Source organism: Nocardia brasiliensis NBRC 14402 (assembly GCF_000308475.2).
Lineage (GTDB): Bacteria > Actinomycetota > Actinomycetes > Mycobacteriales > Mycobacteriaceae > Nocardia > Nocardia brasiliensis.
Genome location: NZ_BAFT02000071.1, coordinates 39,184 through 52,303, shown reverse-complemented (window position 1 = coordinate 52,303; position 13,120 = coordinate 39,184). Strand labels below are relative to the sequence as shown.

Annotated in this window: 11 protein-coding genes; 7 read left to right on the top strand and 4 right to left on the bottom strand. The window is 69.2% G+C overall.

Features of this window, described 5'->3' with window-relative positions; translation table 11 throughout:
* Positions 1–174 precede the first annotated feature (174 nt).
* The 5 genes from TY25_RS26435 (at position 175) to TY25_RS26415 (ending at position 5,473) form a co-directional block, all read left to right on the top strand.
* Positions 175–1,026 (top strand): enoyl-CoA hydratase family protein, encoded by an 852-nt coding sequence (locus TY25_RS26435; protein ID WP_042260343.1) that lies wholly within the window; start codon positions 175–177, stop codon positions 1,024–1,026.
* A gap of 4 nt (positions 1,027–1,030) precedes the next feature.
* Positions 1,031–2,203, top strand: coding sequence for an acyl-CoA dehydrogenase family protein (locus TY25_RS26430; RefSeq protein WP_042260340.1), 1,173 nt, complete (start codon positions 1,031–1,033; stop codon positions 2,201–2,203).
* 34 nt (positions 2,204–2,237) lie between these two features.
* The gene (locus TY25_RS26425; RefSeq protein WP_042260338.1) at positions 2,238–3,881 is read left to right on the top strand and encodes an AMP-binding protein; all 1,644 of its coding nucleotides are present in this window, start codon (positions 2,238–2,240) and stop codon (positions 3,879–3,881) included.
* On the top strand, positions 3,878–4,276 hold the full coding sequence (locus TY25_RS26420) for a RidA family protein (protein WP_042260336.1): 399 nt from the start codon (positions 3,878–3,880) through the stop codon (positions 4,274–4,276). Before TY25_RS26425 ends, TY25_RS26420 begins: the two co-directional genes overlap by 4 nt.
* A gap of 288 nt (positions 4,277–4,564) precedes the next feature.
* Complete coding sequence (locus tag TY25_RS26415; protein WP_081869118.1) at positions 4,565–5,473, top strand: cutinase family protein; 909 nt, start codon at positions 4,565–4,567, stop codon at positions 5,471–5,473.
* A 44-nt stretch (positions 5,474–5,517) separates the two neighbouring features.
* Here TY25_RS26415 and TY25_RS26410 read toward each other — a convergent pair whose 3' ends face one another.
* Complete coding sequence (locus TY25_RS26410; protein ID WP_052383202.1) at positions 5,518–6,261, bottom strand: copper homeostasis protein CutC; 744 nt, start codon at positions 6,259–6,261, stop codon at positions 5,518–5,520.
* 27 nt (positions 6,262–6,288) lie between these two features.
* A complete protein-coding gene (locus TY25_RS26405) occupies positions 6,289–7,521 on the bottom strand; it encodes an FAD-dependent oxidoreductase (RefSeq protein ID WP_201773707.1) in 1,233 nt (410 codons plus the stop codon).
* Positions 7,522–7,904: 383 nt separating this feature from the next.
* On the opposite strand from TY25_RS26405, the gene TY25_RS41910 reads away from it, so the two are divergent.
* Positions 7,905–8,573: a TerD family protein gene (locus TY25_RS41910; protein WP_052383201.1), complete on the top strand. Its 669-nt coding sequence runs from the start codon at positions 7,905–7,907 to the stop codon at positions 8,571–8,573.
* Positions 8,574–8,585: 12 nt separating this feature from the next.
* Here the strand turns inward: TY25_RS41910 and TY25_RS26395 are convergent, their stop codons facing one another.
* The gene (locus TY25_RS26395) at positions 8,586–10,700 is read right to left on the bottom strand and encodes an acyltransferase family protein (RefSeq protein ID WP_042260334.1); all 2,115 of its coding nucleotides are present in this window, start codon (positions 10,698–10,700) and stop codon (positions 8,586–8,588) included.
* Between the two features lie 213 nt (positions 10,701–10,913).
* Between TY25_RS26395 and TY25_RS26390 the strand changes: the two genes are divergently transcribed.
* Positions 10,914–12,074 carry an AbrB family transcriptional regulator gene (locus TY25_RS26390; protein ID WP_052383200.1) on the top strand — a complete coding sequence of 387 codons (1,161 nt, stop codon included), beginning with the start codon at positions 10,914–10,916 and terminating at the stop codon, positions 12,072–12,074.
* A gap of 10 nt (positions 12,075–12,084) precedes the next feature.
* Here the strand turns inward: TY25_RS26390 and TY25_RS26385 are convergent, their stop codons facing one another.
* Complete coding sequence (locus TY25_RS26385; RefSeq protein WP_226887303.1) at positions 12,085–13,104, bottom strand: ABC transporter substrate-binding protein; 1,020 nt, start codon at positions 13,102–13,104, stop codon at positions 12,085–12,087.
* Positions 13,105–13,120 lie beyond the last annotated feature (16 nt).

Sequence of the window (13,120 nt, the reverse complement as noted above, 5' to 3'; positions counted from 1 at the left end):
CCGCACGCGCTTCGAGGAGATGGCCGCCGAACACGAAGGCTGGCTCACCGAGATGTTCGCCGGTTTCGGCCGCGCCAACGAGCAAGCGTTGTTCGACCTGCTCGGCAAGCTCCGCATCCACCTCGCCACCACGGCCGAGCTCGACACCGATCCATCGACCCCACGGGACCTCGCATGACCCAGCACCTCGATCCCGCCCTGCGCGCGGCGAACCGCAGCACGCTCGCCGACTACACCGGCGAACACTTCCGCTGGCAGGTCGAAGCCGGTGTCGGCACGATCGTGCTCGACCGCCCCGCACGGAAGAACCCGTTGACCTTCGACTCCTACGCCGAGCTGCGAGATCTGTTCCGCTGCTTGGCCTATGCCGAGGACGTCAGCGTGATCGTGCTGTCCGGCGCCGGGGAGAACTTCTGCTCCGGCGGCGACGTGCACGACATCATCGGCCCGTTGATCGCGCTGCCCGCACCCGAGCTGCTGATGTTCACCCGGATGACCGGCGATCTGGTCAAGGCGATGCGCGCGTGCCCGCAACCGATCGTCGCGGCGATCGACGGGGTGTGCGCGGGCGCCGGCGCGATCCTGGCCATGGCCGCGGATCTGCGCGTCGGCACCGCGCGCAGCAAGACCGCGTTCCTGTTCACCCGGGTGGGCCTCGCCGGGTGCGATATGGGCGCCTGCGCGATCCTGCCGCGGATCATCGGGCAGGGCCGCGCGTCCGAACTGCTGTACACCGGTCGGACGATGACCGGGGCCGAAGCGTACGCGTGGGGCTTCTTCAACCAGCTGACCGAGCCGGAACAGGTACTCGGCGCGGCCGGCGAGCTGGCGCGCCGCCTGGCCGAGGGGCCGACCTTCGCCCAGGGCATCACGAAAACCATGCTGCACCAGGAGTGGTCGATGACGGTGGACCAGGCCATCGAGGCCGAAGCGCAGGCCCAAGCCCTCTGCATGCTCACCCAGGATTTCGCCCGCGCGTACCACGCGTTCCGGGACAAAGCGCGGCCGAAGTTCGAAGGGAACTAGTCCGATGCACGCCGACCATTGGGACTGGCCGTTCTTCGCGGACGAGCACCGCAAACACGGTGCCGCCCTGAGTGATTGGGCAGCGGAACGGCTGGGCGGGGACACCGAAACCGACCTCGACGACCGGTGCCGCCGACTGGTCCGGGAACTCGGGGACGCGGGCTGGTTGCGGCAGGCCGTCGCGGGCACCGACTTCGGCGGCAGTCACGACCGGATCGACACGCGCGCCCTGTGTCTCACCCGCGAGATCCTGGCCGAGCGCGACGCATTGGCCGACTTCGCTTTCGCGATGCAGGGACTCGGTTCCGGGGCGATCAGCCTGGCGGGCACCGACGAACAGAAGCGGCGCTACCTGCCGCGGGTAGCGACCGGCACGGCGATCGCGGCCTTCGCCCTGTCGGAAACCGCCGCGGGCTCCGATGCCGCCGCATTGTCCTGCGCCGCGCGTGCCGACGGCGGCGATATCGTGCTCGACGGCGAGAAGACCTGGATCTCCAACGGCGGTATCGCGGACTTCTACGTCGTGTTCGCCCGCACCGGCGAAGCCCCTGGCGCGAAAGGCATTTCGGCTTTCCTGGTCGACGCCGACAATCCGGGCCTGCACATCGCCGAACGCCTGGACGTGATCTCCCCGCACCCGCTCGCCCGTCTGCGCTTCGACGGGTGCCGGATACCGGCGACACAGCGGATCGGCGCCGCGGGCGGTGGTTTCGGTGTCGCGATGCGCACCCTCGACGTCTTCCGGACCTCGGTGGCGGCCGCCGCGCTCGGCTTCGCCAGGCGCGCACTGGCCGCAGCGCTGGAACGCACCACCTCGCGACGGATGTTCGGCGGCGTGCTGGCCGACTTCCAGCTCACCCGAGCCGAACTCGCGCGCATGGCGACCACGATCGACTCGACCGCGCTGCTCACCTATCGGGCCGCGTGGCAACGCGATCAGAGCCGTCCGGTCACCAGGGAGGCCGCCATGGCCAAGATGGCCGCGACCGAAGGCGCCCAGCAGGTCATCGACGCCGCCGTACAGATGTGGGGTGCGCTCGGGGTGGTCCGCGACCAACCGGTCGAGCGGCTCTACCGCGATATCCGCGCCCTGCGCATCTACGAGGGCGCCACCGAGGTGCAGCAGTTGATCATCGCCCGCGAACTGCTGCGCGGCATCCCACCCGATCCGTCCTGATCTCCGATCACCCTCTCCCCCACAAGGTTCGACCATGACAAGCGCCCACATCGACACCTTCGCCCGCGACCACCTGCCGCCGCTGGACCAGTGGCCCGACCTCGTGTTCGATCGGCCGGAACTCCGCTTCCCCAGCCGACTCAATTGCGCCACCGAACTACTCGACCGGCATGTGCTCGACGGCAACGGCGACCGGCTCTGCATCCAGGCCCCCGGTGGACCTCGCTGGACCTATGCCGAACTACACGACCAGGCCAACCGAATCGCGGCGGTGCTGGTGCACGACATGGGTCTGGTGCCGGGCAACCGGGTACTCCTGGACGCCCCCAACAATCCGATGCTCGCGGCCTGCTGGTTCGCGGTGATGAAGGCCGGCGGCATCGCCGTGACGGCCATGCCGCTGCTGCGCGTCAAAGAACTCACCCAGATCGTCGACAAGGCGCAGATCACCCACGCGCTGTGCGATGTGGCACTGGCCGGTCAGCTCGCGGCGGTCGCGGCCGCCTGCCCCACCCTCGACCGGATCCGCTACTTCCACAGCAGTTCCGGCGACGGACTGGAAGCGCTGATGGCCCGCCACGACGGCTGGTTCGACACCGTGGCGACCGCGGCCGACGACGTCTGCCTCATCGCCTTCACCTCCGGCACCACCGGAGTTCCGAAGGCCACCGCGCACTTTCACCGCGACGTGCTGGCGATCTGCCACACCTTCCCGCGGCACATCCTGCGGCCCGAACCCGACGACGTGTTCATCGGCAGCCCGCCACTGGCTTTCACGTTCGGGCTCGGCGGACTGCTGTTGTTCCCCATGACGGTCGGGGCGTCGACAGTGCTGGTCGAGCAGGCGAGTCCGGCCCGATTGCTGGAGGCCATCACCGAATTCGGGGCGACGGTGCTGTTCACCGCGCCCACCTCCTATCGGATTCTCGCCCGGCACGGGGTCGGACTGCGCGGCACCACACTGCGCAAATGCGTTTCCGCGGGTGAACCGTTGCCGCCGTCGACCCGCACCCGCTGGCGCGAGGCCACGGGGATCGAGCTGATCGACGGTATCGGCGCCACCGAACTGCTGCACATCTTCATCTCGGCCGACGAGGCGCACGCGCGACCGGGCGCGACCGGGTTGCCGGTGCCGGGATATCAGGCCCGGGTGGTGGACGCGGACGGAAACACGGTGGGGCCCGGGGAAGTCGGGCTGCTCGCGGTGCGCGGGCCGACGGGTTGCCGCTATCTCGCCGACGAGCGGCAGACGTCCTATGTGCGCGACGGCTGGAACTACACCGGCGACGCGTACTGGGTCGACGCCGACGGCTATTTCCACTATCAGGCCCGCTCCGACGACATGATCGTGTCGTCCGGTTACAACATCGCCGCGCCCGAGGTGGAAGATGCCCTGGCGGGACATGCCGCCGTGGCCGACTGCGCGGTGGTCGGCGTGCCCGACGAGGATCGTGGTCAGATCGTCAAAGCCTATGTGGTGCTTCGTCCGGAGATCGACGCCACCGACGGGATGGTCGAGGAATTGCAGGACTTCGTGAAACGTACTGTGGCCCCGTACAAGTACCCGCGGGCCATCGCCTTCGTCGCGGATCTGCCGCGCACCCCGACCGGCAAGCTGCAGCGCTTCCGCTTACGCGAAACCGGTGCGATGCACGGTGATTCGGCGGCGACGGCATGAGGGTGCTGCAACCGCCGGGGTGGCCGCGGCCGCGCGGTTACGCGAACGGCGTCGTCGCGCGCGGCGAGCTGGTGTTCGTGGCGGGCATGGTCGGCTGGGACAGCGACGGCGTGTTCCGCGCCCACGACCTCGCCGGCCAGGTCCGGCAAGCGCTGCGCAATGTCGTCGCGGTGCTGGCCGAGGCGGGCGCCGAGCCCGCGCATATCGTCCGGATGACGTGGTACGTCACCGACGCCGACGCCTACATCGCGGCCCAGCGCGATATCGGCACCGCCTTCCGGGAGATCATCGGCACCTTCGACGCCGCGATGACCGCCATCGAGGTCAGCCGGCTCATCGAAAAGGAAGCGATGGTGGAAATCGAGGTCACCGCCGTGATCCCCGACCGCGCGTAGGACCGGACCCCTGCTTGTGCGTACGCCGCATAACCGCAGGCAGGAGCCGTGCATATGGCCGAAATGCGGTCGCCGTGCACAGGATCCGAGCCGATGATCGGCCGAATTTCCGAAGGAAGTGGCCGAACCCGCTGGCGTCGGGCGAACATTCTGGAGACACTGTTCGGACCTCCGGAAAATTCTGGAGGTGGGGGAACACCTGAAGAGAGACAGTCAACGGCGCTCGAAACGGACACCGGGCGCCTTCGCCGACCGGGCCGCGCCCCGGCAGTGCACACGGAGTACACGATGTTTTCGCGATGGAAGAACACCGCCGCCTGCGCGGCCGCCATGGTCACCGCAGTCCTGCCGGTCGGCGCGGCGACGACCGCACAAGCCGCCCCGCAACACTGCCCCGAAATGTACGTGGTCGCGGTGCCCGGCACCTGGGAGACCTCGAACGCCGAGCCGGGCAAGGGGATGCTCGCCGCCGTCGCCGACAACTTGCCCGGCGATGTCGCGACCGACTACGTCGCCTACCCGGCGACCGCGTTCCCGTGGGAAGGCGACGTCTACGGACGTTCCAAGCAGGAAGCCATCAACGGCACCCGCGCACTGCTCACCGGCATGGCCCAGCGCTGCGACTCGACCCGGTTCGCGCTGCTCGGCTACAGCCAGGGCGCGGACGCGGCCGGTGACGTGGCCGCCGAGATCGGCACCGGGCTCGGCGTCGTGCGCCCCGAGCGCGTCGCCCTGGTCGGGCTCATCTCCGATCCGCGCCGCTCGCCCACCGACACGCTGATCGGCCCGCCGGTCCTCGGTGCGGGCGCGGGCGGTCCGCGCCTGGGTGGCTTCGGCTGGCTCACCCCGCAGACCTACACCTTCTGCGCCGCGGGCGATCTGTACTGCGCGATCCCCGACGGTGATTTCGCGGCCCGCATCGCCGGCTTCTTCGCCCAGGTCTCGAACCCCAACCCCGCGCTGCTCGACGTCTACCAGCAGCAGGCCAACGCGCTCATCGCCGACGCGCTCGCCGCCGGTGGTCTCGGGCTGCTGTCCGACCAGCTGAACAACTCGGCCTACGAAGAGCGCAAGCAGCAGATCGACGACTTCCTGAAGTCCGGCATCCACCAGAGCTACCCGCACTACGCGGTCGGCGGCGGGGACACCCCGCTGACCTGGCTGCGTGAGCGGTTGATCGAGGTGTCCAGGGGCTGAGCCCGGCGCGGCGGTCCGGCGCTGAACGCCGGACCGCCGCAACACTATTCGGCTTGCCGCCGACCGTGCACGAGGCGGCAGAGTTCGGCGGCCTCTGCGGGGTCGGTGTCGAAGCGGTCGAAGCCTTGCGGCACACCGGCTCCCGCGAACAACACCGCGCTGCCCTCGGCTCCCGGCACCGGGGTGCGCATCGCCGCGTGCAGATCGGCGACACCGGTGGCGTCCAGCGCCGCGACGGCATTCGACGGGCGGACACCGCCGCACGCCATCACGTCGAGCGCACCCGCGGCCCGCCCCACCAGATCCCTGATCACCGCCGCCCCTTCGAGAACCGCCCGCTGCCTGCCTGCGGTGAGCACCCTGGTGAAACCGAGTTCGATCACCTGATCCAGAGTCCGCTGCGAAGACGCACTGACGTCGATCGCCCGGTGAAAGGTGATGTCCAGGTGTTCGGCCGCCGCGACGAACGCCTCGCAAACCGGATCGACCGCGCCCGACCCGTCGAGCGCCCCGACGACGACTCCGTCGGCGCCGGCCACCCGCGCCGCGGCGATATCGCGGACCATCAGCTCGATCTCGTCGCGCGTGTACACGAAGTCACCCGGCCTGGGCCGGATCAGCACGTGCACTTGGGTTTTCGCGGTGGCGGCGATCGCGTGCTCGAGCAGGCCGAGGCTGGGCGTGAGCCCGCCGTCGGACAACCCGCCGCACAACTCGATCCGATCCGCACCCACCTGTTCGGCGATTCGCACCCCGTTGACCGACTCCACACAGATCTCTACGCGCACAGCAGCGAGTATCCCCCGCCAGTCTGTTCAACTCGGCAGTGGATCCGCACCGAGGGTTTTCGTCCCGTTCGCCGCGGAAAGCCGCACCATCGCGAACCCCTCGTCGAGCATGTCCCGCTCGTAGTCGCGGATCGCGTCGAGTAGTGAGTCCTGATCTGTCGCGGCGGCCAGCGCCGTGGCGAGGGCCGCGGCGTCCCGCAGCGCCATGTTCGCGCCCGCACCGGCCGCGGGGCTCATGGCGTGGATCGCGTCACCGAGCAACGTCACGGTCGAACTCGGCCAAGGTGCGACGGGCACGCTGCTGCGCACGACGATCGGGCGAACGCTCGACGGGATCCAGCTCCCGACGATGCAGGTGACCAGCGGATGCCAGCCGGACAGCTGGCCGAGCACCAGGTTTCGCAGCTGTGCGCCATCCGCCGAGTGAAGGTCGTTGTCGCCCAGGGGGAGTCGGTCGGCGTGGTAACCGAACAGCACGGCGAGAGTGTCCGTCACCGCTCCCAGCCGGAGTCCGGGGGCCAGCCGCGCGGCGGCCGTCGCCGGAGGTTCGCGGTATTGCACGGGCGCGATACCGACGAAGCGCCGGTCCGGATCCACCACGGAATTGAACACGCTGAACATCGTCGGCGGGAGGGCACGTCGTAGTTCGGGCGTGAGCGGCACCCGGCCGTAGATCAGCCGCGTTCGTGTATCGACCACGCGGGCCTGTGGCAGCCGCACCCCTCGAATCGCCGACCCGACACCGTCCGCGGCGACCAGCACCGTGCCGCGCGCCTGTCCACCGTCCGCGAATCGCGCTGTCACACCGCCTTTTTCACTGACGTATCCCACGCAACGTCGCCCGAAATGCACGACGTCGCCGAGACCGGACAGGAGGATGCTCCGTAATATCCGCCGGTCGATCACCGTGTGCGCGGGCATGACCTCGGCCCCGGCGCTCTGCTCAGGTGCCGGTTCGTCCAGAGCGAACACCCCCGTCGGACTCAGCTGCGCATCGAAGCCGTGCACCAGGGGCGCAGGGCGTCCGGCAATCGCACCGATGAGCGAGAACAGCTGCGGCGGAAGGCTTTCCGCCAGTGCCCGCCGCCCGCGCCAGTCGAGGTGCAGCCGATGCCCCTGCGCCCTGACAGCTACCGCAGCATCCCGTTCGTACACGGCGACACCGATCCCGGCCCGCCGCAATCCTTGGGCCAGACAGAGCCCACCCAGCCCCGCGCCGATCACGATGACATCCGGACACACCGAATCGAGCTTGCGCACAACACACCTCACCGAAGTCGATTACGACTCCCACCTCCCCGATGCCGTCGGACATCGAGAAACCGTGCAGTGAGGCCGAAGCCCGCGAGCGTCCACAGGACCCTCCGGTGAGAAGACCAGCCCAGCCTACCATCGGTCGGACGAATACCGCCGCGCCCGTTGGTTGCTCGAGGTATACTGCGGGTACGCGGATGATTGTGCGAGACGAAACCCATTGCGGCGCAAGCACGGTGCGTCACGGGTGGTATCGAGATCGAATCCCTTCGCGGAGAACATGTTCGGCCTCGGGTCGAATTCTGCTGATAGATCGCCACACTGGCTGTTCGGGGGAACTGCCCACTGCATCGGGGTCCGAGTCGGCACGCGGAGAAAAGGAGTTGCCCATGCAGCGAACGAGCAACGATGCGACCACCCGGCTGATGAGTGACCACGGCGTCCGGATCGGACGTTCCCATCAACGGCAGCAAAGGATTTCGCGGATAGCGCACACCGGCGCGTACGCGTCCGGATCCGCGCCGGTCCGCCACATCGAACCACCCGCCGGCCGCAGTGCGACCCTGCGTTACGTTCGCTTGGGGCTCGGCTGGGCAACGTTCGACGGCACGCACCTCGCCGCCGACCTCGACGCCACCGCCCTGCTCTTCGACGGCCGCCGCCTGCTCGACGCCGTCTATTTCGCCCAGCTCACCTCCGGTGACAACGCGGTCCGCCACCACGGCACCGGCCACCTCGGCAGCGGTCCCGGCGACAGCGAGATCATCACCGCCGATCTGTCGCGCGCCCACCCGCGCGTCAGCACGGTCCTGTTCGTCGTCACCTCGTACCTGCGCCACACCTTCGACCGCGTTCCCGACGCCTACTGCCGGGTCGTGGACGGCGTCAGCCGGACCGAGCTCGCCTACCTCGACCTGACCCGCACTGCACACACCGGCATGGTGGTCGCCGCCGTGCACCGCACCGGTCACGGCTGGAAGCTGCGTCGCATCGCCCGTCCGATCACCGCCACCCACCCGCTCGAGGCGGTCCCGCTGATCGGCGCCCACCTCGTGTGAGCTACGGACCGATCACCACCAGCCGAGGATCGGTTGCAGCCGGCGGCCGAGTTCCGGTGCGAGCGAACGGGAATAGCTGGCGGTCAGGTGATGCTCGTCGTGATAGATCAGGATGTTGCCCTCCGCGATCGGGCAGACCTCCGGCTCGCACACCGCGTCGGTGAGGTCGAGCGGGAACACATTCGGATACGAGGCGGCGGGCGCGGCGGCCGGATCGACGGCGTCCAGCGCGTCCGCCCGCTTCATGCCGCAGCTGACCCGGTCGCCACCGTGCGCGAGGCAATCGATGCCGCGGTAGCGAATCCCGTTGCGCCGCAACCACGGGGTGTCCCGCATGGCGAGCAGGTTCAGGTTGCGCTCGGACAGCGCCGACCACACGTCGAGATACTCGGGCGGCGTCTCGTCGCCGATATCGTCGCGCGGGCGGGTGCTGGTGGTGAAGACCCAGTCGGGGCGGTCCGCCCCCAGCCGGTCGAGCACGTCCCGGGACCAGTCGCGGCAGTCCGGGTTCGGTTCCCCTTTGTAGCTCACCTCTTCGGCGATCGTCAGCGGGCACCCCATCTTCAGATACACCTCGACGCGGAACTGGTGTTCCTTCCCGAGCAGGTCGAGCGCGGGCACCCAGTGTTCGGCGTGCGAACTGCCGGTCACCGCGATGGTCCGGGACGCGGCGACATCGCCGTAGCTACAGGTGATCACGTCCCGAGTCAGCCAGTCCGCGATGCACCCGTCGACGCTCGGGTAGGCGGCTTCGGCGGGCGCCTCGAACACCGTCGGCCGCATCCGCGCGGCGGGCACCTCGGCGCCCGAGACCAGCGCTTCGGCCCCCGGATAGTGCAGGGGGTCGAGCAGCGCGGCGGGTTTCGGCGGATTCGCCCGGACCACGATGTGCCAGCCGAATCCGACACCGACCACGCAGAAGCCCACCAGCCCAACGGCGACGCCCGCGGTCCGGCGATAGACCAGCGCGGCACGCAGTGCCGGCGCGCGCCCGGACCGCGTGCGCAACGGCTCTTCGATCAAGTGGTGCGTGAGGTAGGCGAGGACCAGTGACACCACGATGACCAGCGCGCCGTCGGTGAGGCCGATCGCGCTGGTCCCGCGCTCGGTGAGCACGAAGATCAGGATCGGCCAATGCCACAGATACAGCGGGTAGGCGAGTTCCCCCAGCGCGACCATGGGACGGGTGGCGAGCAACCTGCTCGGCAGCGGACGCGCCGCGGGCGGAACTCCGTTGCCCGCCATGATCAGAGCCGCGGCGGCGGCCACCGGGAACAGGGCGGCCGGACCGGGGAAAGAATTCGCGCCGTCGAAGAGCAGCCCGCACAGCAATACCGCAGCGGTCCCGAACGCGGCGAGCAGCAGCCGCACCCACCGACGCGCACGCAACCACGGCACAGCGATCGCGAGCAGACCGCCGGCCAGCAGTTCCCACGCCCGCGCGCCGCTGTCGTAGTAGTTCCAGCCCTGCCGGTGCGCGACGCCCAGGGTGGCGTAGACCAGCGACATCGCCGCGAGCCCGCCCAGCACCGAGGCGAGCACGACGCGTAGGTGCGCGGCGTGCCCGAAGGTTCGGCACGCCGCCGCGACCAGCGCGATCACCAGCAGAATCGCCAGATAGAACTGGCTCTGCACCGACATCGACCACAGATGCTGCAGCGGACTCACCGACGGATCCGCGGCGAGGTAATCCGCCCACGAGAGCGCCAGATCCCAATTCTGGTAGTACAGCACCGAGGCCAGCGTCTGGTCGGCGATATCGGACCACTGGGTGTAGGGCCGCAGCACGACGGTGGCCACCAGGACCGCCGCCAGCACCACCAGCAGCGCGGGATACAACCGCCGTGCGGTCCGGCGCACCGTCCACACCACGCCGAGCGCGCCGGACTCCGCGCGGCGCAACACCATTCCGGTGAAGAAGAATCCCGACAGCACCAGGAATACGTCGACTCCGCCCGACACCTTCCCGAACCACACGTGGAACACCACGACCAGGGCGATCGCGACACCGCGCAATCCGTCGAGGTCACGGCGGTAACGCGGGTCGTCGGCGCGGGCAGGTGCGGGATGGGCCGGCTCGCTCCGCGGCGCACCGGTGACCGTAGGCGCCGCTTCGGATTCCGTCATCGGCGCCGCACGTACCGCTGCGAGGCCGGCGCTGCCGGTCCGGGCGAATCAGGTTTGCGACGCACCCTATTCTCCTATCACGTCGGTCGGACTCCGGTCATATCCGCGATAGCGACGAGTGTGCCCATCGTCTCATTCGCGCGGTGCCAAACGTAGCCTGCCGGAACCATTGATTTGCGAGTTGTTAACTCTACGTCGGTATCGTCCGCACATATGAGTCGTCGACAGGCGTGCACGTGGCTGTTTCTCACCGCGGTAACCGTCGGCGCCGCTTGGCTTTTGGGCAAGGTCGGCTTTCCCGCGCCGCAGATGATCCTCGCGTTGCTGGTCGGCGCGGTGCTGGCGCTGGCAGCCAGACTGCCCGCGCCACTGCCCGCGAATGTGTCGCTCGGCACGCAGGCGATGCTCGGCGTGTTGATGGGCAGCTATCTGCAGGTGAAGCTGCTCGCCCGGATCGGCTGGGCGATCGTGCCGGTCACCGCGGTCGCCGCGGGGAGTCTGGTCGCCAGCTGCGCGGCGGCGTATGTGTTCGCCCGGGTGACCAAGGTCGACCTCGCCACCTCGACGCTGGGCATGATCGCCGGCGGTTCCGCGGCCGTGGTGGCCGCGGCCGACGAAGCGGGCGCGGATTCCCGGATCGTCGCGTTCATGCAGTACCTGCGAGTCGGGATCGTCGTGCTGACCGCGCCGCTGGTCGCCACCGTGATCCGGGACGGCGATCTCTCCGCCGACGGCCCGCACGTCGACGGGCACGCGGCGGTCGACGCGGCCCTGCCGGGCTGGGTGATGGTCGGGCGCGGCGATCAGGTGGCCGGACTATCGATCGCGATCGTGCTGGCCATCGCCGGTATCTGGCTCGGTCGCCGATTGCGCCTGCCCAACGCCCCGCTGATCGGCCCGATGCTGATCACGGCGGTGCTCACCACCACGGGCGTGACGCACGGTTTCGCGCCGGCCAACCTGTTCCGGGATGTGCTGTTCGTGCTCATCGGTTTCGAGGTCGGCGCGCGCTTCACCAAACCGGTGGTGCGGCAGATGTTCCGGATGATCCCGGCGATGGTGGCGGCCATCGTCGCGTTGTGCGCGACCGTCGGCGGGGTCGCCGCGGTGGTCTCGGTCCTGGCCGGTCTGGAGTATTCCGACGTCTACCTGGCCACCACACCGGGCGGCATCAATGCCGTGCTCGGCATCGCGGAGTCACTGAACAGCGACCTCACGCTCATCGCCGGCGCGCAAAGCCTGCGCCTGTTCGCGATGGTGCTGGCGCTGCCGCTGGTCCTGCGGCTGCTGCGGGGCCGGGAGCCGCGCGCCGAGCCGGAGGTCGAATGCCCGGTCACCGCCGAGGCGCAGGCGACGGTGCCAGAGCAGCGCTGAGCGCCGAGCCTCAGGTGACCTTCGCGGAGCGCCGGATGGCCGCGGCCAGATCCTCCAGCAGCGGTGCGGCGCCCGCGTGCGAGAACCGGAACACCGGCTGCCAGTCGGCGACCTGACCCGCGCGCACCGCGGGCAGGCTGCGCCACACCGGATTCGCGTTGAGCGCGTCCAGTGACAGCGCGGCCGCGCGGTGATCGAGCAGGATCAGGTCGGCGGGGTATTTGTCGGTGCGTTCCCAGCTCAACTCCTCGAAGAAGCCGTCACCCGCGACGTTGTCGGGCACCACCATGTGCACGCCGAGTTCCGCGAAATAGCTCAGGTCGGCCGACACCCTCGGGTCGGACACGTAGAAGATGCCGGGCGCGGCCGAGGCAGCCATCACACGCAAACCCGGGCGCTCGGCCAGCGCGTCGCGGACCGCCTGTACGGCGGCGTCGAAACGAGCCTTGGCCTGCGCCGACCGGGGTGCGTTCAGATCCGCGCCCAGCGCCGTGGCCAGCTCGCCGTAGCGGGTGATGAGCTGCGGCAACGTCTTCCGGGCGATCCGCACCGCGACGACGTTCGGATTGATCGCCAGGATCTTGTCCTTGCTCGAATCCGGGACGTACCACAGCCGATCCGGCACGTATTCGTCGGTGATCAGCAGGTCGGGTTCGAGGCTCGCGTATTTCTCCAGATTGAAATCGCCCCAGTTGTTGCCGAGGACGGTCACCTTCTGTACATCCAAGTCGCCGGCCAGCGCGGAGGCCTGTCCGGTGGGGGTCACCGCTTCACCGAACACGCCGACGACCCGATCCTGCAGGCCGTAATCGGCGAGCAGTCCGGCGGAACCGCCGAAGGCGACGATCCGGCTCGGGATTCCGTCGGTGCGGACCGTACTGCCGCGATCGTCGGTGAAGCTCCAGCTGCCGCCTGCCGCGGACGGATCGTCCGCGGGCGACCGGCCGGTGCACGCGGTGACGACGGCACCGAGTCCGGCTGCGCAAGCGGTGGCGAGCAGACGGCGGCGAGATAGCTGGATTGTGTCCATGACGGCCATTAGAACA

Bases quoted from the DNA above. Each gene is read 5' to 3' on its own strand.
- TY25_RS41910 (WP_052383201.1), top strand. From the start codon at position 7,905: ATGCAGCGAACGAGCAACGATGCGACCACCCGGCTGATGAGTGACCAC.
- TY25_RS26435 (WP_042260343.1), top strand. From the start codon at position 175: ATGACCCAGCACCTCGATCCCGCCCTGCGCGCGGCGAACCGCAGCACG.
- TY25_RS26430 (WP_042260340.1), top strand. From the start codon at position 1,031: ATGCACGCCGACCATTGGGACTGGCCGTTCTTCGCGGACGAGCACCGC.
- TY25_RS26425 (WP_042260338.1), top strand. From the start codon at position 2,238: ATGACAAGCGCCCACATCGACACCTTCGCCCGCGACCACCTGCCGCCG.
- TY25_RS26385 (WP_226887303.1), bottom strand. From the start codon at position 13,104: ATGGACACAATCCAGCTATCTCGCCGCCGTCTGCTCGCCACCGCTTGC.
- TY25_RS26395 (WP_042260334.1), bottom strand. From the start codon at position 10,700: ATGACGGAATCCGAAGCGGCGCCTACGGTCACCGGTGCGCCGCGGAGC.
- TY25_RS26420 (WP_042260336.1), top strand. From the start codon at position 3,878: ATGAGGGTGCTGCAACCGCCGGGGTGGCCGCGGCCGCGCGGTTACGCG.
- TY25_RS26415 (WP_081869118.1), top strand. From the start codon at position 4,565: ATGTTTTCGCGATGGAAGAACACCGCCGCCTGCGCGGCCGCCATGGTC.
- TY25_RS26390 (WP_052383200.1), top strand. From the start codon at position 10,914: ATGAGTCGTCGACAGGCGTGCACGTGGCTGTTTCTCACCGCGGTAACC.